At 45.9% G+C, this 24,286-nt stretch carries 17 protein-coding genes, 10 tRNA genes, 3 rRNA genes and 1 other RNA gene; all 31 read right to left on the bottom strand.

Annotated features, from left to right (window positions below; genetic code table 11):
• Positions 1-4: 4 nt before the first annotated feature.
• Positions 5-943 (bottom strand): HPr(Ser) kinase/phosphatase, encoded by a 939-nt coding sequence (hprK, locus tag R50345_RS00755; RefSeq protein ID WP_042123257.1) that lies wholly within the window; start codon positions 941-943, stop codon positions 5-7.
• A gap of 210 nt (positions 944-1,153) precedes the next feature.
• Positions 1,154-2,275, bottom strand: coding sequence for an ABC transporter ATP-binding protein (locus tag R50345_RS00750; protein WP_042123255.1), 1,122 nt, complete (start codon positions 2,273-2,275; stop codon positions 1,154-1,156).
• A 114-nt stretch (positions 2,276-2,389) separates the two neighbouring features.
• Entirely contained in the window at positions 2,390-3,484 is a 1,095-nt protein-coding gene (locus R50345_RS00745) for a PucR family transcriptional regulator (RefSeq protein WP_042123254.1), read from the bottom strand.
• Between the two features lie 149 nt (positions 3,485-3,633).
• Positions 3,634-3,706: transfer RNA gene (locus R50345_RS00740), tRNA-Lys, on the bottom strand.
• Between the two features lie 5 nt (positions 3,707-3,711).
• Positions 3,712-3,797: transfer RNA gene (locus R50345_RS00735), tRNA-Tyr, on the bottom strand.
• 9 nt (positions 3,798-3,806) lie between these two features.
• Positions 3,807-3,879 (bottom strand) — tRNA-Phe (locus tag R50345_RS00730).
• Positions 3,880-3,944: 65 nt separating this feature from the next.
• Positions 3,945-4,022 (bottom strand) — tRNA-Asp (locus tag R50345_RS00725).
• A gap of 13 nt (positions 4,023-4,035) precedes the next feature.
• Positions 4,036-4,111, bottom strand: a tRNA-Thr gene (locus R50345_RS00720).
• Positions 4,112-4,144: 33 nt separating this feature from the next.
• Positions 4,145-4,220, bottom strand: a tRNA-Val gene (locus tag R50345_RS00715).
• An 8-nt stretch (positions 4,221-4,228) separates the two neighbouring features.
• Positions 4,229-4,305, bottom strand: a tRNA-Met gene (locus R50345_RS00710).
• A gap of 30 nt (positions 4,306-4,335) precedes the next feature.
• Positions 4,336-4,427, bottom strand: a tRNA-Ser gene (locus R50345_RS00705).
• Between the two features lie 82 nt (positions 4,428-4,509).
• Positions 4,510-7,438: ribosomal RNA gene (locus tag R50345_RS00700) — 23S ribosomal RNA — on the bottom strand.
• 167 nt (positions 7,439-7,605) lie between these two features.
• Positions 7,606-7,681: transfer RNA gene (locus R50345_RS00695), tRNA-Ala, on the bottom strand.
• 20 nt (positions 7,682-7,701) lie between these two features.
• Positions 7,702-7,778, bottom strand: a tRNA-Ile gene (locus R50345_RS00690).
• Between the two features lie 43 nt (positions 7,779-7,821).
• Positions 7,822-7,938: ribosomal RNA gene (gene rrf, locus R50345_RS00685) — 5S ribosomal RNA — on the bottom strand.
• Between the two features lie 124 nt (positions 7,939-8,062).
• A 16S ribosomal RNA gene (locus tag R50345_RS00680) occupies positions 8,063-9,620 on the bottom strand.
• Together the 16S, 23S and 5S rRNA genes with 10 tRNA genes alongside form the textbook arrangement of a ribosomal RNA operon.
• Before the next feature lie 303 nt (positions 9,621-9,923).
• Complete coding sequence (locus R50345_RS00675) at positions 9,924-10,181, bottom strand: pro-sigmaK processing inhibitor BofA family protein (protein ID WP_375105323.1); 258 nt, start codon at positions 10,179-10,181, stop codon at positions 9,924-9,926.
• 40 nt (positions 10,182-10,221) lie between these two features.
• Positions 10,222-10,473: a DUF2508 family protein gene (locus R50345_RS00670; RefSeq protein WP_042123251.1), complete on the bottom strand. Its 252-nt coding sequence runs from the start codon at positions 10,471-10,473 to the stop codon at positions 10,222-10,224.
• A gap of 136 nt (positions 10,474-10,609) precedes the next feature.
• Positions 10,610-11,209, bottom strand: a complete 600-nt coding sequence (gene recR / locus R50345_RS00665) for a recombination mediator RecR (RefSeq protein WP_042123249.1) — start codon at positions 11,207-11,209, stop codon at positions 10,610-10,612.
• Positions 11,210-11,247: 38 nt separating this feature from the next.
• The gene (locus R50345_RS00660; protein ID WP_036679924.1) at positions 11,248-11,559 is read right to left on the bottom strand and encodes a YbaB/EbfC family nucleoid-associated protein; all 312 of its coding nucleotides are present in this window, start codon (positions 11,557-11,559) and stop codon (positions 11,248-11,250) included.
• Positions 11,560-11,606: 47 nt separating this feature from the next.
• Positions 11,607-13,382 (bottom strand): DNA polymerase III subunit gamma/tau, encoded by a 1,776-nt coding sequence (dnaX, locus tag R50345_RS00655; protein WP_042123247.1) that lies wholly within the window; start codon positions 13,380-13,382, stop codon positions 11,607-11,609.
• A 157-nt stretch (positions 13,383-13,539) separates the two neighbouring features.
• Positions 13,540-14,684 (bottom strand): IS3 family transposase gene (locus tag R50345_RS00650; protein WP_156114702.1). Its coding sequence is split into 2 segments (ribosomal slippage): positions 13,540-14,396 and positions 14,396-14,684, totalling 1,146 coding nucleotides; the frame shifts between segments, so codons are not numbered across the junction.
• 126 nt (positions 14,685-14,810) lie between these two features.
• Positions 14,811-15,079: signal recognition particle sRNA large type (gene ffs / locus R50345_RS30595), an RNA gene on the bottom strand.
• Between the two features lie 117 nt (positions 15,080-15,196).
• Positions 15,197-15,394 (bottom strand): 50S ribosomal protein L31, encoded by a 198-nt coding sequence (gene rpmE / locus R50345_RS00640; protein WP_042123239.1) that lies wholly within the window; start codon positions 15,392-15,394, stop codon positions 15,197-15,199.
• Between the two features lie 131 nt (positions 15,395-15,525).
• Positions 15,526-16,803, bottom strand: coding sequence for a radical SAM family protein (locus tag R50345_RS00635; protein WP_042123237.1), 1,278 nt, complete (start codon positions 16,801-16,803; stop codon positions 15,526-15,528).
• Between the two features lie 25 nt (positions 16,804-16,828).
• Entirely contained in the window at positions 16,829-18,181 is a 1,353-nt protein-coding gene (gene rho, locus R50345_RS00630; protein WP_042123234.1) for a transcription termination factor Rho, read from the bottom strand.
• A gap of 163 nt (positions 18,182-18,344) precedes the next feature.
• On the bottom strand, positions 18,345-19,598 hold the full coding sequence (locus R50345_RS00625; RefSeq protein WP_042123233.1) for a UDP-N-acetylglucosamine 1-carboxyvinyltransferase: 1,254 nt from the start codon (positions 19,596-19,598) through the stop codon (positions 18,345-18,347).
• 187 nt (positions 19,599-19,785) lie between these two features.
• Positions 19,786-20,640 (bottom strand): class II fructose-1,6-bisphosphate aldolase, encoded by an 855-nt coding sequence (gene fba / locus R50345_RS00620; RefSeq protein WP_036679934.1) that lies wholly within the window; start codon positions 20,638-20,640, stop codon positions 19,786-19,788.
• Positions 20,641-20,848: 208 nt separating this feature from the next.
• Positions 20,849-21,235 carry a response regulator gene (locus R50345_RS00615; protein WP_042123230.1) on the bottom strand — a complete coding sequence of 129 codons (387 nt, stop codon included), beginning with the start codon at positions 21,233-21,235 and terminating at the stop codon, positions 20,849-20,851.
• 372 nt (positions 21,236-21,607) lie between these two features.
• Positions 21,608-23,215 (bottom strand): CTP synthase, encoded by a 1,608-nt coding sequence (locus R50345_RS00610; protein ID WP_042123227.1) that lies wholly within the window; start codon positions 23,213-23,215, stop codon positions 21,608-21,610.
• Between the two features lie 325 nt (positions 23,216-23,540).
• Entirely contained in the window at positions 23,541-24,089 is a 549-nt protein-coding gene (rpoE, locus tag R50345_RS00605) for a DNA-directed RNA polymerase subunit delta (protein WP_042123225.1), read from the bottom strand.
• Positions 24,090-24,286: the final 197 nt, after the last annotated feature.

Below are 24,286 nucleotides of genomic sequence, written 5' to 3'. Positions count from 1 at the left end.
ACTCCTAATCGAGATCATCCATATCTTCAGATATGGTCGCAGTTAACTTATTCGTAAACTGCAGGGCTGCATTAAAGCCCATTTGTTTCAGGCGATAGTTCATCGCTGCAACCTCAATAATAACAGCAAGGTTACGTCCTGGGCGTACAGGAATCGTTACAAGTGGAACATCGGTGTCGATAATCCGTGTCGTTTCCTCGTCGAGTCCAAGCCGGTCATATTGCTTGTCTTGCTGCCAAGCTTCCAATCTAACAACAAGTGTAATCCGTTTATGATTACGAATGGCACCCGCACCAAACAGTGTCATTACATTAATGATACCTACTCCACGGATCTCCAGTAAATGACGGATTAACTCAGGTGCTGTACCATGCAGCTGGTTATCTGAAGTCTGACGGATTTCTACGGCATCATCAGCAATCAAGCGATGTCCGCGTTTTACAAGTTCAAGTGCTGTTTCACTTTTACCAATCCCACTACTACCCGTGATTAGCATACCTACACCATATACATCACAAAGTACGCCATGGATCGTCGCTGTAGGGGCTAATTTTCCTTCTAAGAAGCTCGTCAACCGGCTGGAGAAAATAGTCGTAGCCATGGAGCTCCGAAGCACAGGAAGGGCCTTTTCATTACTTATGTCAATTAACTCCTGAGGCACATCCAAACCACGTGTAATTACAATACAAGGTGTGTTGTCATTACAAATTCCACGAAGTCGACTTTTCCGCTCAGCTTCAGGCAGCATGGAGAAAAAAGCGAGTTCTGTTTTGCCTAGCAATTGAACACGTTCTTCTGGATAATATTCAAAATAACCAGCAATCTCTAGTCCAGGGCGATTCAGGTCATCGACCGTAATGGGTCTCTTTAGACCTTCCTGGCCGGAAATAACCTCTAATTGAAAATGCTGCACCAATTCAGATACTTTTACTTTCTTAGCCATGTAAGTTCGTCCTTTCGTCACCTGCGGTATTTGTCCGCTTACTGCGTCCGGTTGGCAGCGATCTCATTACATTCCGGAGGTAATTCTCCTGCTATCTTAATTGATAACGCCTATGAATGCAATCTTAGCGCCTAACCAAACAGGGTCCATCTAAACAATAAAGCCACCCTTTCGGGTGGCTTTATCAAGAGAGAAAAGATCTTTACAATCTTATCCCAACAAAATGTTAGCTTCGGATTCTTTATCAAAGAAGTGAATTTTGTTCATATCGATAGCCAATTTTGGCTTGCTGCCTTCGCGAGTAGTGGAACGTCCATCTACACGAGCGATTACAGTAGATTTACCAAGGCCGCTCAAGTAAAGGAGCATTTCATGACCAAGGTTTTCAGTAACATCAACCAATGAAGTAAAGATTGTGTTCGGGGAAGCTTCCAAGAATACTGGCTCTTCATGGATATCTTCTGGACGAACGCCCATGATTACTTCTTTACCGATGTAACCTTTGTTGCGGATGATTTGTGCTTTTCCGCCTGGTACTTCAACATCAAGGTTCTCAGCACGGAAACGGATAGAACCGCTTACTTCAGACAAAGTACCATTGATAAAGTTCATTGTAGGGGATCCGATAAATCCAGCTACGAACAAGTTTGTAGGTTCATTGTACAACTCTTCAGGGGAAGCTGCTTGTTGAATGATACCATCATACATAACTACGATGCGATCACCCATTGTCATAGCTTCTGTTTGGTCATGCGTTACGTAGATACAAGTGGTTTCAAGGCGCTTAACCAGTTTAGTGATTTCAGCACGCATTTGACCACGAAGTTTAGCATCCAAGTTGGAAAGAGGCTCATCCATCAAGAAGACTTGTGGATCACGTACGATAGCGCGTCCCAAAGCGACACGTTGGCGTTGACCACCGGAAAGCGCTTTTGGTTTACGATCTAGCAAATGCTCGATATCGAGAATTTTAGCAGCTTCGCGAACTTTCTTGTCGATTTCATCCTTCTTCACTTTACGAAGTTTCAAACCGAAAGCCATGTTTTGGTATACGCTCATATGCGGATACAGGGCGTAGGATTGGAATACCATCGCGATATCGCGGTCTTTAGGTGCAACGTCGTTAACTACACGATCGCCAATGTACATTTTACCTTCAGAGATTTCTTCCAAACCAGCGATCATACGCAAAGTTGTGGATTTACCGCAACCGGAAGGTCCAACCAATACTAGAAATTCCTTATCTTTAATATCAAGATTGATATCGATTACTGTCGCTTTATCTGAACCCGGGTATTTTTTGAAAATATGCTCTAAACGTACGCCTGCCATTGTATTTCCCCCTCGAGTTAATTATTAATTAGTTAAAATAAAAATTCTGTTTCCTTGTACATTTATATTACCCCAGTCGTGACACGATGGCTATTTGTAAGGTTCACAAAAAACCTATTTCCTTTTCGTCACTTTATACAAAAGCATAGTAAGCTTCACAATAGCAGCGTCTCCAAAGCTTCTTACATCTGCCCCAGTCTCTTGTTTTATCTTATCCAGACGGTATAGCAGCGTATTACGATGGATATATAGCTTCTTGGCGGTTTCACTTACATTACAGTCCATCTCGAAGAAAGTCTCTAAGGTCAGCAGCATTTCTTTATCTGATAGTACAGAGGAATAATCACCAATTTGTCCAAGCAGCTGTTTACGGCGTACGTCAGGTATGCTGTTAACCAAACGTTCCAAATGCAGCTCCCAAGGTAAATGAATATACTCTCCTACTTGAAAAATACGACCAAGTACAATCGTCTCCCTGAGCAAAGCCACAGATCCTGTTAATCCCTTAACAGGGACAATAGCCGGAGCCACCGCCAAATGGAATACACCTACCCATTCACTTGCTATCAGCTCATGTAAACCCATACTAGTCTGTGCTAGAAGATCATCTACACTCTCTTCTTCATCATCCTTATCATCCCCGCCCATAAGCAATTCTTTACGGGCTAAAATTAACCATTCCTTTTCTTGAAGAGGAATAAGCAGGATTTCGTTCTCAAAATAGCTGCGCAACAATTTCATCAGTGAACGATAAGTTATCTGTGGGCTGTGTGCAATCTCACTACTAAGTAGGAATGGAATCATGTCACCGAACAGACGCCCCTTTAAGGTCATCTCATCCGGAATCTCAGTATCATTCTTCTCTTGCTCTAGCTCTGTGTTTAACCAGGCGCCAAGCTGCCGCGCCTCAACTTCGCCTTCTTCTCTAAGCCCTGTAGCTTTAAGTGCAATAGCAAAATTCCGAACTGCATAATTGACCAATTGTACTTCCAGAGAGCTTAGTCCTTCCATTTCTACCCAAACGGCGGTTATACGTCCGTCACTCTCATACAAAGGTGCCCAGAGATGGCCCTCATGGATTACCAGCTGATCCTGCGCTTCTAATCCCATGCTAAAAAGAGAAGCTGAATGCTGCCTCCCTAACTGCTTGATTCCGGTTCTCTTTCCGGTGAGCTGCTCTAATTTTTTCCGCAATGTCTCACTATCCATAGTCACCATGCTCCACCACTTTTGCTCTTTTCGCCTATTTTAGCATATTCTCTTATATTATGTTAATCGCTACATTAGCGCGCTACTATAATACAACTTCAAAACACAAAAAAAGCCATCACCTTATGGTGATGACTTTCTGTTTGGGATGAGCCATGAAGGACTCGAACCTTCGACACCCTGATTAAAAGTCAGGTGCTCTACCAACTGAGCTAATGGCTCATAAATGGTGGGGGATGATGGATTCGAACCACCGAACACGTACGTGAGCAGATTTACAGTCTGATGCGTTTGGCCACTTCGCTAATCCCCCAGGGAAAAGTGGCTCGAGACGGATTCGAACCGCCGACACGAGGATTTTCAGTCCTCTGCTCTACCGACTGAGCTATCGAGCCATATTAAATTGACATAAAAATAAAGTGGTAGTATTAAACTTCCCACCCTAATCTTGTGGAAAAAATGGCGGAACCGACGAGATTCGAACTCGCGATCTCCTGCGTGACAGGCAGGCATGTTAGGCCAACTACACCACGGTTCCGCATTAGTAATAATGGTGCCGGCGAGAGGACTTGAACCCCCAACCTACTGATTACAAGTCAGTTGCTCTACCAGTTGAGCTACACCGGCACGGTGTAAAAAGTGTTTCTAAAAAAGTAATAATGGTGGAGGCTGAGGGGATCGAACCCCCGACCCTCTGCTTGTAAGGCAGATGCTCTCCCAGCTGAGCTAAGCCTCCAGGTATTATGGTAGCGGCGAAGGGGATCGAACCCCCGACCTCACGGGTATGAACCGTACGCTCTAGCCAGCTGAGCTACACCGCCACAATAATTAGAAATGCTATGGATTGAAAATGGCGGAGAGAGTGGGATTCGAACCCACGCACCGCTTACGCAGTCTAACCCCTTAGCAGAGGGTCCCCTTATAGCCACTTGGGTATCTCTCCAAACGATATCAGTACCACAGCAATCCAAACAGGAATTTGACTCCCTGAAAACTGAATCCGAATTGAATTTGCATTTTAAGTATAGGATAAGCCCTCGACCGATTAGTATTGGTCAGCTCCATGCATTACTGCACTTCCACCTCCAACCTATCTACCTCGTCGTCTTCAAGGGGTCTTACTAATTGGGAAATCTCATCTTGAGGGGGGCTTCACGCTTAGATGCTTTCAGCGCTTATCCCGTCCGTACGTAGCTACCCAGCCATGCTTCTGGCGAAACAACTGGTGCACCAGCGGTACGTCCATCCCGGTCCTCTCGTACTAAGGACAGCTCCTCTCAAATTTCCTGCGCCCACGACAGATAGGGACCGAACTGTCTCACGACGTTCTGAACCCAGCTCGCGTACCGCTTTAATGGGCGAACAGCCCAACCCTTGGGACCTACTTCAGCCCCAGGATGCGATGAGCCGACATCGAGGTGCCAAACCTCCCCGTCGATGTGGACTCTTGGGGGAGATAAGCCTGTTATCCCCAGGGTAGCTTTTATCCGTTGAGCGATGGCCCTTCCATGCGGTACCACCGGATCACTAAGTCCGACTTTCGTCCCTGCTCGACTTGTAGGTCTCGCAGTCAAGCTCCCTTATGCCTTTGCACTCTTCGAATGATTTCCAACCATTCTGAGGGAACCTTGGAACGCCTCCGTTACTCTTTAGGAGGCGACCGCCCCAGTCAAACTGCCCGCCTGACACGGTCCCCGTACCCGATTAGGGCACTAGGTTAGAACCTAGATACGATCAGGGTGGTATCCCAACGGCGCCTCCACCGAAGCTTGCGCTCCGATTTCTACGGCTCCCACCTATCCTGTACAGATCGTACCCAAATTCAATATCAAGCTGCAGTAAAGCTCCATGGGGTCTTTCCGTCTTGTCGCGGGTAACCTGCATCTTCACAGGTATTAAAATTTCACCGGATCTCTCGTTGAGACAGCGCCCAAGTCGTTACGCCATTCGTGCGGGTCAGAATTTACCTGACAAGGAATTTCGCTACCTTAGGACCGTTATAGTTACGGCCGCCGTTTACTGGGGCTTCGGTTCATAGCTTCGGATTGCTCCTAACCACTCCCCTTAACCTTCCAGCACCGGGCAGGCGTCAGCCCGTATACTTCGCCTTGCGGCTTCGCACAGACCTGTGTTTTTGCTAAACAGTCGCTTGGGCCTTTTCACTGCGGCCCCCTCGTGCTATTCACACTACCGGGGCACCCCTTCTCCCGAAGTTACGGGGTCATTTTGCCGAGTTCCTTAACGAGAGTTCTTCCGCGCGCCTTAGAATTCTCTTCTCGCCTACCTGTGTCGGTTTGCGGTACGGGCACCTTCTCCTGGCTAGAGGCTTTTCTTGGCAGTGTGAGATCATGACCTTCGCTACTACAATTTTCGCTCCCCATCACAGCCCAGCCTTAATGATGTGCGGATTTGCCTACACATCAGCCTCACTGCTTAGACGGACATATCCATCAGTCCGCGTCACTACCCTCCTGCGTCACCCCATCGCTCATAGCGGATTACGGTGGTACAGTAATTTCAAACTGTTGTCCTTCGACTACGCCTTTCGGCCTCGCCTTAGGTCCCGACTTACCCTGAGCGGACGAGCCTTCCTCAGGAAACCTTGGGCTTTCGGCGGATCAGATTCTCACTGATCTTTTCGTTACTCATACCGGCATTCTCACTTGTATGCTGTCCAGCGCTCCTTACGGTACACCTTCAACCCACATACAACGCTCCCCTACCCCAGATACATACGTATCTAGCCATAGCTTCGGTGGTGTGTTTAGCCCCGTTACATTTTCGGCGCAGAGTCACTCGACCAGTGAGCTATTACGCACTCTTTCAATGGTGGCTGCTTCTAAGCCAACATCCTGGTTGTCTGTGCAACTCCACATCCTTTCCCACTTAACACACACTTGGGGACCTTAGCTGATGGTCTGGGCTGTTTCCCTTTTGACAATGGATCTTAGCACTCACTGTCTGACTCCCGGCAATAAGTATATGGCATTCGGAGTTTGACTGAGCTTGGTAATCCTTGCGGACCCCGCACCCAATCAGTGCTCTACCTCCACTACTCTTATACCGAGGCTAGCCCTAAAGCTATTTCGGGGAGAACCAGCTATCTCCGAGTTCGATTGGAATTTCTCCGCTACCCCCACCTCATCCCCGCACTTTTCAACGTGCGTGGGTTCGGGCCTCCAGTGCGTGTTACCGCACCTTCACCCTGGACAGGGGTAGATCACACGGTTTCGGGTCTACGTCCACATACTCATTCGCCCTATTCAGACTCGCTTTCGCTGCGGCTCCGTCTTCTCGACTTAACCTTGCATGTTAAACGTAACTCGCCGGTTCATTCTACAAAAGGCACGCCATCACCCATTAATAGGGCTCTGACTTTTTGTAAGCACACGGTTTCAGGTTCTATTTCACTCCCCTTCCGGGGTGCTTTTCACCTTTCCCTCACGGTACTGTTTCACTATCGGTCGCCAGGTAGTATTTAGCCTTAGCAGATGGTCCTGCTGGATTCATACGGGGTTTCACGTGCCCCGCACTACTCGGGATCCGTCTCGGAGAGAACACAGTTTAGGCTACAGGGCTTTCACCTCTATCGCGGGCCTTTCCAGACCTCTTCGCCTACCATATTCCTTTGTAACTCCATGTGAGACGTCCCACAACCCCTAAGAGCAAGCTCTTAGGTTTAGGCTGTTCCGCGTTCGCTCGCCGCTACTGACGGAATCACTATTGTTTTCTCTTCCTCAGGGTACTTAGATGTTTCAGTTCCCCTGGTCTGCCTCTACACACCCTATGTATTCAGGTGTGAGTAACTGCGAATTACCACAGCTGGGTTTCCCCATTCGGACACCCCCGGATCAAAGCTTGCTTACAGCTCCCCGAGGCAGTTTCGTTGTTCGCCACGTCCTTCGTCGGCTCCTGGCGCCTAGGCATCCTCCGTGTGCTCTTATTAGCTTAACCTTGATTTTTCCGCAGGAAAATATCATACGATATCTCTCTTGGAATCATCTCACTAATAACATTTACTTGTTTACGCAAGTTGCTAAAAGATGTTCTAAAACGCAAATTCGTTTCGGTATCCAGTTTTCAAGGATCAATGTTAAAGAAAGTATTGAATTTAAAAATTATGGTGGAGCCAAGCGGGATCGAACCGCTGACCTCCTGCTTGCAAGGCAGGCGCTCTCCCAGCTGAGCTATGGCCCCATAAAGGGATATAAGTTATATGGTGGGCCTTGGTGGACTCGAACCACCGACCTCACCCTTATCAGAGGTGCGCTCTAACCAACTGAGCTAAAAGCCCATATAACATATATAATATTGTGAATCAACCAAAGTGGTTGTTCGCTTGGCGGCGTCCTACTCTCCCAGGACCCTTCGGTCCAAGTACCATCGGCGCTGGAGGGCTTAACGGTCGTGTTCGGGATGGGTACGTGTGGAACCCCTCCGCTATCGCCACCAAACGCATATGAAAGAGACTTACTCTTTCAAAACTGAACACGAGTGAGTGTTCGAACCCGAAGGTTCTATTATGGAAGTTTAACTTCCGATTTGAATGTCTTCATTGCAGAAGACGATTCTCCATAGAAAGGAGGTGATCCAGCCGCACCTTCCGATACGGCTACCTTGTTACGACTTCACCCCAATCATCTACCCCACCTTCGGCGGCTGGCTCCCTTGCGGGTTACCCCACCGACTTCGGGTGTTGTAAACTCTCGTGGTGTGACGGGCGGTGTGTACAAGACCCGGGAACGTATTCACCGCGGCATGCTGATCCGCGATTACTAGCAATTCCGACTTCATGCAGGCGAGTTGCAGCCTGCAATCCGAACTGAGACCGGCTTTGATGGGATTGGCTCCACCTCGCGGCTTCGCTTCCCGTTGTACCGGCCATTGTAGTACGTGTGTAGCCCAGGTCATAAGGGGCATGATGATTTGACGTCATCCCCACCTTCCTCCGGTTTGTCACCGGCAGTCACTCTAGAGTGCCCAACATTACTTGCTGGCAACTAAAGTTAAGGGTTGCGCTCGTTGCGGGACTTAACCCAACATCTCACGACACGAGCTGACGACAACCATGCACCACCTGTCTCCTCTGTCCCGAAGGCCGCTGCTATCTCTAGCAGATTCAGAGGGATGTCAAGACCTGGTAAGGTTCTTCGCGTTGCTTCGAATTAAACCACATACTCCACTGCTTGTGCGGGTCCCCGTCAATTCCTTTGAGTTTCAGTCTTGCGACCGTACTCCCCAGGCGGAGTGCTTACTGTGTTAACTTCGGCACCAAGGGTATCGAAACCCCTAACACCTAGCACTCATCGTTTACGGCGTGGACTACCAGGGTATCTAATCCTGTTTGCTCCCCACGCTTTCGCGCCTCAGCGTCAGTTACAGCCCAGAAAGTCGCCTTCGCCACTGGTGTTCCTCCACATATCTACGCATTTCACCGCTACACGTGGAATTCCACTTTCCTCTTCTGTACTCAAGTCACCCAGTTTCCAGTGCGACCTTAGGTTGAGCCCAAGGTTTAAACACCAGACTTAAATGACCGCCTGCGCGCGCTTTACGCCCAATAATTCCGGACAACGCTTGCCCCCTACGTATTACCGCGGCTGCTGGCACGTAGTTAGCCGGGGCTTTCTTCTCAGGTACCGTCACTCCGATAGCAGTTACTCTACCGGACGTTCTTCCCTGGCAACAGAGCTTTACGATCCGAAAACCTTCATCACTCACGCGGCGTTGCTCCGTCAGACTTTCGTCCATTGCGGAAGATTCCCTACTGCTGCCTCCCGTAGGAGTCTGGGCCGTGTCTCAGTCCCAGTGTGGCCGTTCACCCTCTCAGGTCGGCTACGCATCGTCGCCTTGGTGGGCCGTTACCCCACCAACTAGCTAATGCGCCGCAGGCCCATCCCTCAGTGACAGATTGCTCCGTCTTTCATTCTTTCTTCAGGAGAAAAAAGAAATTATCCGGTATTAGCTACCGTTTCCGGTAGTTATCCCAGTCTAAGGGGCAGGTTGCCTACGTGTTACTCACCCGTCCGCCGCTAAGTTATTTTGAAAGCAAGCTTTCAAAATAACTCCGCTCGACTTGCATGTATTAGGCACGCCGCCAGCGTTCGTCCTGAGCCAGGATCAAACTCTCCAATTAGTATTGAAAAGAGCGATATGCTCATTTTGAAACATCTGACGAGAAAATTAATTCTCTAATTTTGGATTTCACTTTCGTGATTTCCTACTCACTCGTTGTTCAGTTTTCAAAGATCAATGTCTCATCTTTCGTTGTCGTTGCTTGTCAGCAGCGACCTTTATAATATATCACAGCACCTTTGTTTTCGTCAAGCGTTTTTTTTAATTTCTTTTTTTCGCTTACCGTTTCAGCAAGTTGTTAATCAACATCTTGTCCAAAGGGGCGAGACTTAATGTATCATATTTTTCAAACCCACGTCAAGCTTTAAAACAAAATTATTCTTAATCCCATTAACATTACTACTCCTGGAAGGCCAAGAATCGTTACTGCGCCTATGGTTGCGGGGTTTAATGGAATATGAACCTGTGTGATCAACCCCGAGAAATTCACTACATATATCGCTAGCGCAGCTAGCACCAAATGAGCGCCGAATAAACTAAGCCATCCAAATCCAAGTTTTTTTCGGAACACAATTACACTCAACAACACAACCGATAAGACCAGTACTCCTATAGCTAACATTCTTAGCATAATAATCCTCCTTATATTTTTTGACTAGTGCCTACATCTGACTGCTATTTAACCCCATGCTTTTTGCATGCTTGAGATGTATCTGATATTTACGCTCTGCCGCCTCCAGGATATAAATAGCGTAATCAATTTGATCTTGACCCAACGCTTCATCAAACATTAGGTACGCTCTCTCCCACTCTGAATGCGCCTTGCGAACCTCCAATAACGTTTCCCAACCCTCAGACTCTCTTCTTCCCTGTTCTTTATCTACGCCCCGCCACAACACGCTCCACCATCCCATTACCAATTCCTCCTCAGAATAATTTCGATGCAAAATTACATCTCGTTATTCTCATTCATATCGGAATAGGGACAAACTTAGAACAAAAAAAGGAAGCCCAAGGGGCCTCCTTTTGAAAAACACAACTTTAGAGCTACTAGAATAGCTCACGACGGCCTTCTAACGCCTTGGACAAGGTAACCTCGTCGGCGTATTCAAGATCGCCACCAACAGGCAAGCCATGGGCTATTCTGGTGATTTTAATCTCAAACGGCCGAACTAGACGAGAAATATACATCGCCGTTGCCTCACCCTCAATGTTGGGGTTGGTCGCCATGATAAGCTCACTTACTCTCTCATCACTCAAACGAGTCAATAATTCCTTCAAGCGAATATCATCAGGACCTATACCTTCCATAGGTGAAATCGCACCCTGAAGAACGTGATAATACCCATTAAACTCTTTGGTTCGTTCTATTGCCACCAAATCCTTGGAGTCTTGGATCACACAGATTACTGAAGGATCTCTAGTTTTGTCCTGACATATCTTACACGGGTCAGTATCCGTAATATTACAGCAGACAGAGCAATAATGAAGATTACGTTTGACGCTTACTAGCGCTTTAGCAAAATCAATGACGTCATCCTCTTTCATGTTAAGCACATGAAAGGCTAACCGGGCGGCTGTCTTAGGCCCAATCCCGGGCAAGCGCGTAAAAGCATCGATCAGCTTGGCTAGCGGTTCGGGATAATACAAATTTATTATTCTCCTTTAAACGAATGTGGAGTGAGTGATTAGAACAAACCTGGGATCTTCATTCCACCAGTAAATTTACCCATATCATTGTTTGCAAGCTCTTCAGCTTGAGTCAAAGCATCATTAACCGCAGTAATTACTAAATCTTGCAGCATTTCAACATCTTCCGGATCAACAGCTTCCGGCTTAATTTGAATAGAAAGCAATTTTTTGTGACCATTCACTTGAACTGTAACTACACCGCCACCAGATGAGCCCTCAATTACTTTGCCACCTAGCTCTTCTTGAGCTTTAAGCATTTGCTCCTGCATTTTCTTAACTTGCTTCATCATTTGGTTCATATTATTCATACATCATCTCTCCTTTGGGATGCGCTATCTGCGCTAGTATGCTTACATTACTCTTTTATGACAACAAGGTCTTCTCCAAAAAGCTGGATAGCCTCATCAATCCAAGGTTCAGATTTCGCTTCTGCAGTGTCATGTTCATGTTCTAGCCGTAACTCTTCTTTGCCAGGCTGTCCCACTGACTTCTGAGCAGCTTCGTTCCAGTCGCGTTGCATAATAGTTACCAGTTTATAAGGTTTACCAAGACGTGCTGCAAACACATTCTCAATGACCTGTCTGTTGGCCGGCTTCTCCGTTGTATCGCGATGAATCGTGTTCTTGAATGCAACAAGCACTGCATCGTCCATTACTGATACAGGCTCACCGTCTACAAACCACGCATGAACCGTTACTTTCTCCTCTTTTACCCCTTGCAAGACAAGACTCCACTGTTTGTAGATAGCTGCAAAATCAGGACTATCCTTACCAGCAATGAACTTATCTACATTTGGAGGCATTTTAGAGCTTGCAGAGATTCTCGGCGCAGAACTTGGAGCCGGATGCGATTTCGCAGAAGAGGCACCATCTCGCCCACCTCCAGAAACGCCGCCAGACTGCAACGCCTGTTCCAGCTTTTTTTCCAGCGCAGCAATCTGTTTCTTGAGCAGATCCAATTCGCCAGAGTGAACCACAGGAGCATTTGCCCCTGATCCAGGCTGTAATGCACCTAACGGAGCAGCTGTTACAGTCTCACCTTCATCTTGCTGCAAGCTACAAAGCTTCATCAACGCAACCTCAAACAACGTCTGCGGATGTGTAGCATACTTCATTTCACCTAGGTACTTATTAAGTGTATCAACGATCTGAAACAGACGATCCCGAGAAAATGCGGTGGCCATATCTTTAAACTCGGCGGGATTAAGCACTCGCTCAGTCAGTTGGTCGGCCCCGGGTACCATCTTAATCATCAATAAATCACGGAAATAATACATAAGATTCTCTAGACATTTATCAGCACTCTTACCTTCATGCATAAGCTGTTCAACAAGCTCCAGAAGAAGACCCATATCACCTTCCAGGATAGCAGTTGCAAGACGTGCAAATTGCTCAGAGGGTATCCCTCCGGTCATCCCAAGCACTTGTTCGTACGTAACTTTGCCATCTGTAAAAGATGAAATCTGATCCAGCAAACTCACTGCATCACGCATACCTCCATCAGAAAGACGGGCAATATACTGCAATGCGTTAACATCGGCTGTAATCCCTTCCTTCTCACAGATAGCGCTTAGATGAGCTGTCTGTTCTTCCAAAGCTACTCTACGGAAATCAAAGCGCTGACAACGAGAGATGATCGTCGCTGGTAATTTATGAGGTTCCGTAGTCGCAAGGATAAACATTGCATGTGACGGCGGTTCCTCCAATGTCTTTAATAGCGCATTAAATGCTTCTGTTGTCAGCATATGCACTTCATCAATAATATACACTTTACGGCGCACCTCGGTAGGTGCATATTTCACCTTATCCCGGAGATCACGAATTTCTTCTACACCCCGGTTCGATGCCGCATCTATTTCCTGCACATCCATCACATTGCCCGCAGTGATTCGCAAGCAGGAAGGACACTCGTTGCAAGGCTCCGGACCTGGCCCTCGTTCACAATTGACCGCTTTCGCTAAGACTTTAGCAGCACTTGTCTTACCCGTTCCGCGCGGACCACTGAACAGATAGGCATGCGAAACCCGCTGTTCACGAATTGCGTTCTGCAGCGTTTGGATAATGTGCTGTTGTCCAACCATGTCTTGAAACGACTGCGGCCGCCAAGCACGGTACAGCGCGATATGTTCCACTATGCATTACCCTCTCTTAGGCTGCCTCTTTCCCGGCATTTGTCGCAAATTTATTATACTATATTCATCGGCTATTGACCAAAAACAAAAAGCATCTTTGCTTGTGGCAAGGGACTGACCCCCGTTTGTGAGACAGGGATCAAAACACCTTACAAGTTTAAGTAGCCAGTCGCCGGAAATCCATCGGTGACTGGTTATTTAGTTTCGCTTGAATTCGAATTGAGTTATAGTAAATGATGTAGTCTCGAATGGTCTTTACAACGATTGCAGTCGTTGTAGATGTGAGATCTTCGAGGTAGAACGTTTCAGACTTTAGAGTGGAATGAAACGATTCAATGGGGGCATTATCAGCGGGCGTTCCTTTACGGGACATGCTCATGGTAATGCCTTTTCCTTTTACAGCTTCCTGGTACGCAAAGGACGTATACACGCTGCCCTGGTCGCTATGCAACAACATCTTTTTCTGCTTTGGAAGTTGATTTAATGTATCCAACACCAAAGAGGTATCTTGTTTATCTGCTATACTGTAAGCCACAATCTCACCATTGTACAAGTCTAGAATGCTGGAGAAGTACAACATCTTCCCGCCAAATGGCAAATAGGTAATGTCCGTGACGAGTTTTTGCAGAGGTGCTTCTGCATGAAACTGTCGCTTGAGCAGATTTTCAAAGGAGTGTACAGATTGCCCAGTCACCTTTCGTTTTTTCATCCTCACGCGGCACTGAAGCCCCTCACACTGCATGATCCGCTGGACTCGCTTATGATTTATACTCTGCTCTATCCGAAGGAGCGCCGTGATTTTTCGGTACCCATAGCGGAATTTATGACGGATGCAAAGCTCCCGGATTTTCTCCACCAGTTTGTCTGTATGCTTTGTCCCCACAGCTGCTTTCCAGCGGTAGTAAGTCGTTCTTGCGATTCCGAGCCATCTACAAGCCTCAGACACCGTCACTTCGTTTCGAATGGATTCAATCCAGGCAATAACGGCCTCTGGTTCCACCTCCTCTCCAACTCCTCGTACTTTTTTAGCAGATCTAATTGTTGTTTTAAGAATCGGTTCTCTGCCTTTACTTTTTCGAGTTCCGAAGAGTCCTCCGGACCTTTGCCATAGCTGTACTGTTTACCCACCGGCTGCTCCAAACGATGTCGTTCACCATTTCGATTCCATCTCATCCATGTCTTTAGCTGTGTCTTATTCCGTATTCCGAGCTGCTCCATAACCTCTTTCACAGGTACTCCTGCTAATCTCATTTCTATAGCTTTCATCTTTATTTCCACGGGATAACTTACTCTGGTTGCCAATGCAAAAACACCTCCAAGATGATCTCCTTATCTTACGACAAGGTTCCATTCTCTTGAAGGTGTTTTGATTTGTCTCATGTTATGGGGTCAGTCCCGCAAAGATGCTGTTATAAACAGAAATATAAACCGTGCACCTGTTATTGATGACTACGATCCAAGCGGCAACCCTACATGACTGCTCGGGCTAGGCCACCCTCCGGCACAAGAGTAAACTTACTTATGGCTGCTTCCTTCCGGACCTGACCAGGTTCATAAGCACTCATTGCGGAGGACCCAACCGTCAACACAGCCCGTAGGAACCAAGGCCTCACATCGATAGCACCTCTAACAGGAATTCAACCTCGCTACAGCGGATTGCGAGTTACAGGGCACCGCTACCTCCCCGTCTAGCACGGCGAAGATAAGTATAGCTCACGATCAGACAAAAATCAACTCCAAGACATAAAATGAGCCCCTCAGCGAGAAAGCTGGGGGCTCGATCTAACCATTAAGCCGCTAAGCGGCTATTCCAATTAGATACCGTATTTCTTCTTGAATTTATCAACGCGACCGCCGGCATCCAGGAACTTCTGCTTGCCAGTGAAGAAAGGATGGCAGCTGGAGCAAATTTCAACACGAAGCTCTTGTTTAACAGAGCCAGCTTCGAAAGAGTTGCCACACGCGCAGGTTACCTTAGTTAAGTTATACTTTGGTTGAATTGCTGCTTGCATTTTGAATTTCACCTCTCATGCCCTAAGCCTCATGCGGACCCAGAGTTATATGATTACACTGTGGTATTTTAGCACGAAAAATTCAAATGATCAATATGTTTCATTGGTAATTCATTGGTACATTCACTCTATTATATGTTGAGTTGCCGTTGCTTTACTCGAGCCATATTTGCCGGCGGTACATGCGTGTAGGAACCAATAACAACATCCGGCAATTCATCCCGGAAAATTTCCAGCATCGTCTTCATGCCAAGAATTTCACCCTTAGCAGGGGGGATTAACTCCAAATAACTCTCAGGATCAATATTCAGATTACGCATTTGAATAAGCTTCAGATCCGTTCGTCTTACAAACTCTACCATCGCTTCAATCTCTTCCTCGCGATCAGTCACTCCAGGGAATATCAGATAGTTGATCGATGTGTATACACCTTGCGAGGCTGCATATTTTAAAGACTTCTCTACATTAGCCAATGTGTAGCCACGCGGTTTGTAATAAGCATTGTAATGATCATCTAGGGCACTGATCGTGCTGACACGCATCAAATCCAGCCCAGCATCGACGATTCCACGAATATGATCGCTTAAGCCAGCATTGGTATTGATATTGATGTAGCCCATGTCAGTAATTGAGCGCACTTCACGAATTGCTTCTATAATAAGTTTTGCCTGCGTAGAAGGTTCTCCTTCACAGCCTTGTCCAAAACTGATTATCGATTCAGGCGTGGTCAAATGCTCCAGCATAACTTGTGAAATTTCATTGACGGTTGGTCGGAAATTCATCCGAGTCTGCGGAGATACAAAACCACTATCATCAGGTTGCTCAGAAATACAGCCAAAACATCCAGCATTACATGAATAAGAGACAGGCACGCCGCCCTCCCAACGACCTAAAAAGGTATTGGAGGAAGTGAGGCATTCATAACCAAGCGCACAGTTAGAAAGATGCTCATAGAGACGGTTATCAGGATATTTGGCAGTTAATTCACCAACACTTACCTCAAGGTCCTGTTTATCACAGTTCAGTGGATTCCACTTTTCCGGATTATCTGTTGGGTCCGCCGCAACATAGAACCCGCCATCCTTCCACACTACAGCCGAATACCCAAACAGAGGAAGCTTGTAAGACTTGTCTGTCTTCACATAGCCAGGAAGACACAAGCGAGTATAGCCCTGAGGCAACAAAGCCCCTACAGCCTGCGAACCATCTGGCAGCGACATCATTTCACCGGTTTCAGGATCCATACCCACCGCCCGTGTACTAGGCAAGCCCACAAGAGTAGCGCCTTCAGGCAGCGGAATCAACTCTTCCTCCAGTATTTCAACGATCATATCCCCACTACGGGCTAGCCCGTACAGTTCAGGATGATCATATACGTTTCCTTGCCCGTCGGCATATACCAAATACATGTTAGTCTCCTCTTATTATCAATTCTCAAGTTGTAGGTACTGAAGAAGTCTTCGCCCGTGTTGTGCGACGAGCAGCCGTACCACTGTTGGAAGTTCCTCCGCTGCTTGCAGTTCCATTTGGTGATTGTTTAGCTCCCGCAACGTCAAAGGAGGCTAAGAATTCAGCATTAGTCTTTGTATCACGCAGCTTTTTGATGAATCCCTCCACAAAATCGTAGGATTCATTCATGTTTTTGCGAATCGCCCAGATCGTATCAAGCTCTTCTTTGCTCAAGAGTACTTCTTCCCGGCGTGTACCTGAACGGCGAATATCAATAGCAGGGAAAATACGGCGTTCTGCCAATTTGCGGTCCAAATGAAGCTCCATGTTACCGGTACCCTTAAACTCTTCATAAATAATGTCATCCATACGTGACCCGGTATCAATTAAAGCCGTTGCTAAAATAGTCAGTGAACCGCCCTCTTCCACATTCCGTGCAGAGCCAAAAAACCGCTTCGGTCGATGAAACGCTGCTGGGTCAATCCCTCCGCTAAGTGTGCGTCCAGATGGCGGAACCACAAGATTATACGCACGCGCCAGACGGGTAATGCTATCTAAAAGAATAACTACGTCCTTCTTGTGCTCAACTAAACGAAGAGCCCTTTGCAACACAAGTTCGGCCACTTTAATATGATTCTCTGGAAGCTCATCAAACGTCGATGCAACCACTTCGCCTTTTACAGAACGTTGCATATCGGTTACTTCTTCAGGACGTTCATCTATAAGCAATACAAAGAGCTCAATCTCAGGATTATTAGTGGAAATACTATTGGCAATTTCTTTCAAGAGGAGCGTTTTTCCTGCTTTAGGAGGTGCTACAATCAAACCCCGCTGCCCCAAACCTACAGGAGCGAGCAAATCCATTATTCGGGTAGACAAATGAGTAGGGGATGTTTCAAGCGGTAGCTTGTCTTGCGGATAAAGTGGTGTTAATGCTGGAAAATGAAGTCGCTCCGCTGCGCTAGCAGGGTTCTCACCATTAACGGCATTGACTTGAAGCAGGCCAAAATATCGTTCATTTTCTTTCGGCGTCCGGCATTTCCCAGATACAAGATCTCCGCTTCTGAGATCAAACTTCCGAATTTGTGAGGCTGAGATATAAATATCTTCAGCGCTGGGCAAATAGTTAATCGGCCTTAGAAATCCATAGCCCTCGGGTAGAATTTCCAGTACGCCTTCCATAAACATAAGACCGCTTTGCTCTGCCTGTGCCCGAAGGATCGCAAAGATCAGTTCCCGTTTCTTCAGCTGTCCGTAATAAGGAATCTGGTATTTCTTGGCCAGCTTATACAACTCGGTCAGCTTCATTTCTTCCAAATCGGAAATTTGAAGATCCATGTAATAACCACCTATTCAATTTTTAAATGAGTTCGCCCTAGTCTATCTACTAGGCAAAATGATGAGTCTATTAAAATGCCCGTTAGGATATTAATACCCAATTTGGAAGGATATATGCGGTAAATCAGCAAATAAACCTCCCTCCAAACGGGATATCCTAATTTTATTCGTTCTCACGCCAAACATGAGCACCTAGTTGTCGAAGGTTACTCACTAAATTATCATAACCACGGTCAATATATTCTACGCCGGTCACCTCGGTGATTCCATCCTCTACCGTCAACCCAGCAATAACAAGAGCAGCACCTGCCCGTAGATCGGTCGCTTTTACTTTTGCAGCATTAAGCTTACCACCCTCAATAATAGCAGAACGGCCTTCAACGCGAATCTTTGCGCCCATTCGTACCAATTCTGGCACATGCTTAAAACGGTTGCTGTAGACGAAATCACTAAGAACACTAACACCTTCTGCCTGCGTCAACATACTTGTCATAGGAGATTGTAAATCTGTAGGAAAGCCAGGGTAGGTCAGCGCTTTGACATCTGCATGTTCATATTTAGCTCTACCTATAACACGAATACTCTCATCAAGCTCTTCAATATCAACGCCCATCTCTAAAAGCTTGGCCGTTAATGCTTCCAAGTGCTTAGGAATAACGTTATCTATCAACACATTACCACGCGTAGCCGCAGCGGCAATCATATAAGTTCCTGCTTGAATCCGATCGGGAATAATGGAGTGACGGCAGCCGTGCATTTCCGAGACCCCTTCGATTCGGATGGTTTCTGTACCAGCGCCTTTAATAACAGCGCCCATAGAGTTCAATAGGGTTGCTACATCTATAATCTCAGGCTCTTTAGCCGCATTTTCAATAATTGTGGAGCCTTTGGCACGTGAAGCCGCCAGCATGATGTTAATAGTGGCACCTACGCTTGATACGTCTAAATAAATCTTCGCGCCGCGTAGCTCTTTAGCATATAAGTGGATAGAACCATGTTCGTTTGTAACTGTTGCTCCCAGTGCCTCGAATCCCTTGATATGCTGATCGATGGGACGAGGTTCGAAATTACAACCACCAGGAAGACCTATTGTCGCTTCTTTGAATCTTCCAAGCAGAGCTCCCATCATATAATATGAGGCTCGAAGTTTCTTAACCGGACCATTAGGCATAGGTATAGATACAATACGCGAAGGATCAATTTTCATCTGGTTGCCTGACCAAGATACACTTGCGCCAAGCTCTTGCAAGATTTCAGAGTAAACGGCTACATCACTAAGGGACGGTAAATTATCAAGAACAACTTCAGATTCGGCCAAAATCGCCGCAGGAATAAGTGCAATAGCACTATTCTTTGCTCCACTGATGGTTACAACGCCCTCTAGCGGACGTCCACCGCCAATCATTAATTTTTCCATAGATTTATCAATTTCCCCCTACGTGTATTGCAGCTGTGCGGGCAATACGTGCTGTGGACTTTTAGTGATGAAAATGGAAAGACACCGGCTAAGCGGTGTGCTTTCCTCATCAAACTATTCAACTGGGCAGAGCTACACCCTGCCCTTTACAAATTGCTTGTCCACCTAAGGCGGAAACTAACAATGATTAGGCTTTGTTGTTGGATCCAAATTCGCGGATTTTACCGATAACGGTTTCTTTGATTGCGTCGCGACCTGGTGCGATAAATGTACGTGGATCATAAGCATCCGGTTTAGCAGCTAGAACTTCGCGAACAACTTTTGCAAACACGATTTGGTTCTCAGTGTTTACGTTAATTTTGGAAGTACCCAGGGAGATAGCTTTCTTGATGTCATGTTCAGGAATACCTGTACCACCATGAAGAACCATTGGGATGTTAGTAGCGTCACGGATTTCTTCCATTTCTTTGAATCCGAGGTTAGGCTCACCATGGTAAGGACCATGAACAGAACCTAGAGCAGGAGCCAAAGTGTCGATACCTGTTTCTTTAACAATACGAACGCACTCATCCAGCTTAGCATACATGATGCCGCCGATAACGTCGTCTTCTTGTCCACCAACAGTACCTACTTCTGCTTCTACGGAAACACCTTTAGCATGAGCATATTCAACGACTTTTTTAGTCATATCAATATTCTCATCAATTGGGTGGTGGGAACCGTCGATCATTACGGATGTAAATCCAGCATCAATTGCTGCCTTACATTTATCAAAGCTTGATCCATGGTCAAGGTGGATAGCTACAGGAACTGTGATATTCATATCGATAATTAGACCTTCTACCATCTTAACAACAGTAGTGAAGCCGCCCATGTGACGTGCTGCGCCTTCGGATACACCAAGGATTACTGGTGATTTTTCTTGTTCAGCGGCACCAAGAATAGCTTGAGTCCACTCCAAGTTGTTAATGTTGTACTGACCTACTGCGTATTTTCCTTCAAGTGCTTTGTTCAACATGTCTGTCATAGATACTAATGGCATGGTTTCATCCTCCTAAGAATGTTGGTTGGCTATGTTTTTAAACCGACATCACATACAGGCTTATTATAACACATCCTGAGTCAAATACTAAATAGGATAAACAAAAAAATGTCCCGGTGGGACGATTTTTATCCAGCCCGTATAGCAATTAGACTCAACCTGTTTATAATCACCATAACCAAATAGGATCAATACAGAAAATGTCACTTTAACTGCATTGATCTACTGACTTATTATGAAGATGCATATTGACCGCTACCCGCATTTCATCTATGTCAAATGGCTTTGTAAAATGCATCAATGCGCCTAGCTTGGTAGCCTCCTTAATCATATCCAGTTCTCCGTAAGCCGTCATCATAATGACCTTAATGGACGGATTCAGCTCTTTTAGATGCTTCAAAATCTCGAGTCCATCCATTCCCGGTATTTTCATATCGAGCAGAACCAAGTCAGGAGACTCGCTGCGAACAATGTCTAAAGCCAGTTTTCCGTTAGCTGCTTGAAATGTCGTATATCCTTCGCTATTAAATACTTCCATAAGAAGAATCCGAATCCCATTCTGATCATCGACAATTAACACTTTCTTTTTTTCCATATAACACCCTCCCAGAGATTAAGCCAGATTGACTATACCGCGCTCTCCACAGCTAACGGCCCCTTCAGAAATTAACTCCATACGAAACCTATTATTCGTGCTTCAATGCCCAAATCCTTCTAATTGGATAAAATGGGTAAATAAAGAGCCTGAATTGCAGTGATGTCATTTTCGGAACTCTCCAAAATGGGTAAACAAGCATAAATGCCTTCGGCGTCCTTATAAGGACGGTAAGCGTTTAAGTGAGAAATATTGGACATAAAAGATCGGTGAACAACTTATACATTCTAATAATTAAAAAAAGAGCCTCCAATAGGAGGCTCTTCAGATTTAATTAAAAACTCGCACGTAAGTTACGATTATGTTTACAACCTATTGCTGTTCGGAATGAGTTAAAGAAGCTTTGACAAATTCACGGAACAAAGGTTGTGGACGGTTCGGACGTGAAGTGAATTCCGGATGGAATTGAACCGACAAGAACCATGGATGTCCAGGAAGTTCTACAATTTCGACCAAACGACCATCTGGTGAGGTTCCGGAAATAACCAGACCTGCTTTTTCAATCTCATCACGGTACGTGTTATTGAACTCATAACGGTGACGGTGACGCTCGTATACCAGTTCATCATCGTAGCAAGACATTGCCAGGGAACCCTCAGCAATCTTACAAGGATACAAACCAAGACGCATAGTACCGCCCATATCTTCAATATCCTTCTGCTCAGGAAGCAAATCGATCAGTGGATATGGTGTGTTCGGATCGATTTCGGAGCTATTCGCACCTTTTAGACCTAGAACAGAACGGCCATATTCGATTACGGAAACTTGCATACCTAGGCAAATTCCGAAGAAAGGTATCAATTTCTCACGGGCATAACGAATCGCGGAGATTTTGCCTTCAATTCCCCGATCACCGAAACCACCAGGAACTAGAATACCGCCAACACCGCGCAGCATTTCGTCCACGTTCTCATCCGTGATTTCTTCTGCATTGACCCAGCGAAGTTTAACTTCTGCATTGGAAGCAAAACCTGCGTGTGAAAGTGACTCAACAACACTCAAATAAGCGTCATGCAAAGCTACATACTTACCAACAATCGCAATTTCCACTGTTTTCTCTAGCTTCTGAATCCGCTCAAGCATACTTTCCCATTCACGCATATCTGGCGCAGGTGTTGTAAGCTTCAGATGGTTAACAACAATCTCGTCCAATCCTTCATCACGAAGATTCAGTGGAACTTCATACAATGTTGAAGCATCGCGGCATTCCACGACAGCATTAGCATCAATATCGCAAAAGAGTGCGATCTTCGCTTTCATATCTGCGGAAAGTTCATATTCCGTACGGCACACGATGACATTCGGTTGAATACCGATACTGCGCAGCTCTTTTACACTGTGTTGTGTCGGTTTTGTCTTCACTTCTCCAGCAGCCTTGATATAAGGAATCAAGGTTACGTGGATATACATCACATTTTCCCGTCCGATATCACTCTTGATTTGACGAATGGCTTCTAGGAACGGAAGACTTTCAATATCACCTACAGTTCCACCAATCTCTGTGATTACAACATCAGAGTTGGTCTCGCGACCTGCGCGGAACACGCGTTCTTTGATCTCATTCGTAATGTGTGGGATAACTTGTACAGTTCCGCCCAAATACTCTCCACGACGTTCCTTGCTGATTACGGATGAATAGATCTTGCCTGTCGTTACATTGCTGTTCTTTGACAGATTAATATCAATAAACCGTTCATAGTGTCCAAGGTCAAGGTCAGTCTCCGCACCGTCATCTGTTACGAATACTTCACCGTGCTGATAAGGACTCATTGTTCCAGGGTCTACGTTAAGATACGGATCAAATTTCTGAATCGTTACCTTTAGACCTCTGTTTTTGAGCAGCCTGCCCAGCGAAGCGGCTGTAATGCCCTTGCCTAGGGAAGACACAACGCCACCCGTTACAAAAATATACTTTGTCACTGTAAAACCCTCCTAAATAAAGTCCAGACATTCAACAACGCATGGTGTTTATCGTAACCCGTTTTACTATCATCAAAACAGGGGAAATCAAAAGTTTAATACACCGGGGAAAACATAAGGCGTCGTCCCGCGAATTACATAAAACTACAGCTACTTTGCATCTAAAAAAACAAAAAAGTGACACCCGTAGAACCGGGGCACTTTTTATTTTAAAAAACGCGTTTATTAACTTACATGATAAGCCCATGCAATAGTTTACTCTGACGATCCCCCACTGTCAAGGGAGGAATTATACCATCAGCGAGACTCTTTGAAATTATTTATCTTACTCGTCAGCTTCTGCATCCTCATCTGAGTCATCTTCTGCATCGTCTTCATCTGTGTCATCTTCGTCTATGTCATCTTCATCGATCACGACATCTTCGTCGACTTCTTCTTCGCTGTCGTCGTCGGAATAGAGGTCGTCGCGATCTTCGTCGATAGCGTCAAAATCCTCTTCTTCAGCAGCGTAGTTTTCTTCTTCTTCAGCAAAGTCGTCGTCTTCCAAATCGTCATCTTCATCGTTGATGATACGTACACGTTTGGTGTTACCAACCGGATCATCAGAACGCTCTAGAGGATACCAGCGTTTCAATCCCCAAAGGTTGGTTCCAACACAGGCAAAACGCCCATCAATGTTAATCTCGGTATATAACTGGGCAATAGTATCTTGGCTTTGTTGATCGGTCATGCCGCGCAGCTTGGCTACTTCGACCATCAGATCACGGTAATAATAGGGTGTATTGGCTGCCTTAAGGACTAGAAAAGCCAAATCCACCATCGGCATTTCTTTAACTTTCTCAGGGTCTAGCTTTAAATTGAGTGGCGTACTCACTAAAGGACACTTCCTCTCACGCATTGTTCACATTACGGTTTATTTCAATAATATCCATTAACAAAACTAAGTAAAACCTATTTGACAACAAATTGCAAGTCAAAAGCGGTATCAGCTAACAGAAAGAGTCCTCCAGCACTTATCCGTAGCAGAAACCTGTCTCTATCTTGAAGAAGAAGAAATCTAAAACATATGTA

The sequence above is a fragment of the Paenibacillus sp. FSL R5-0345 genome (assembly GCF_000758585.1).
Lineage (GTDB): Bacteria > Bacillota > Bacilli > Paenibacillales > Paenibacillaceae > Paenibacillus_AQ.
The sequence above is the reverse complement of the archived record's forward strand: the minus strand, read 5'-3'. Positions and strand labels throughout refer to the sequence as shown.